This is a genomic window from Lactobacillus sp. C449L, from assembly GCF_059900815.1.
On the sequence record NZ_JBWXGA010000067.1, the window covers coordinates 1 to 565 of the forward strand.

Below are 565 nucleotides of genomic sequence, written 5' to 3' on the forward strand. Positions count from 1 at the left end.
GGTCCCAACTGGGATTTCCAGCTTGGCCCGGTCGGTGTGGTGAACTTGAGCCGCAATAGCAGAAAGTCGATCGAGGACCCGCGCGTCAAGCTGTTGCCGGAGCGTGATGTCGCGATCGAGATTGGTGGTTATGTCGGCGTTGGCAAGGTCGGCGTGTTCACCAGCCCCTACGACCGTTTGTCCGTTTCGGTCAGCTACCGCCACGATGTCAGCGACGTCCACGACAGCGGTATCTGGACGCCCTCGATCAGCTATCTAACCCCTGTCAGCCGCAGGGCCGCGGTGGCCCTGTTCGGTTCGGCCGAGCACGTTTCGGCAAACTACGGTCGAACCTACTTCAGCGTGACGCCCGCGGAGGCACTGCAGAGCGGGCTACCGACTTATGCCGCCGGCAGCGGCTGGAAGAACTACTCTGCCGGACTGGCGGGCACCTATTCGCTGACGGGCGACCTGCTGAAGGGATTCAAGATCGTCGCGGGCGGCACGTACAAGCGCATGCTGAACGATTATGCCGAAAGTCCGCTCGTCAGCGTTGCAGGCTCGCGTAACCAGTGGCTTGGGGCGG

The 565-nt window shown here is 62.5% G+C and carries 1 protein-coding gene; it reads left to right on the forward strand.

Annotation, left to right across the window (positions count from 1 at the left end; genetic code table 11):
• Positions 1 to 565 (forward strand): MipA/OmpV family protein (locus tag AC2JF9_RS08320; protein ID WP_500726854.1); only part of this gene is annotated, 565 nt, incomplete at both ends.